A 209-nucleotide genomic window follows, 5' to 3' on the forward strand; every position below is an offset into this window, starting at 1 on the left:
CACCACGGGTGCAGGCAAGTCCGAGTTCCTCCTCGCCTACCTGCGTGGCCTGTTCACACTCAACGGGCCTGGCGACGTCACCGCACTTCTCATCGACTACAAGGGCGGAGCCACCTTCGGCCCGCTCGTCGACGCTCCCCAGGTCGTCGGTCTCGTGACGGACCTCGACAACTCACTCGCGGAACGGGCTCTGTCCGCCCTCCAGGCCG

General features: G+C 67.0%; 1 protein-coding gene. It reads left to right on the forward strand.

Annotated elements, in window-relative coordinates:
- The coding region (locus FHN55_RS22415; protein ID WP_139714585.1) for an FtsK/SpoIIIE domain-containing protein at positions 1-209 on the forward strand (209 nt) is incomplete at both ends.

The sequence above is a fragment of the Streptomyces sp. NP160 genome (assembly GCF_006335115.1).
Lineage (GTDB): Bacteria > Actinomycetota > Actinomycetes > Actinomycetales > Quadrisphaeraceae > Quadrisphaera.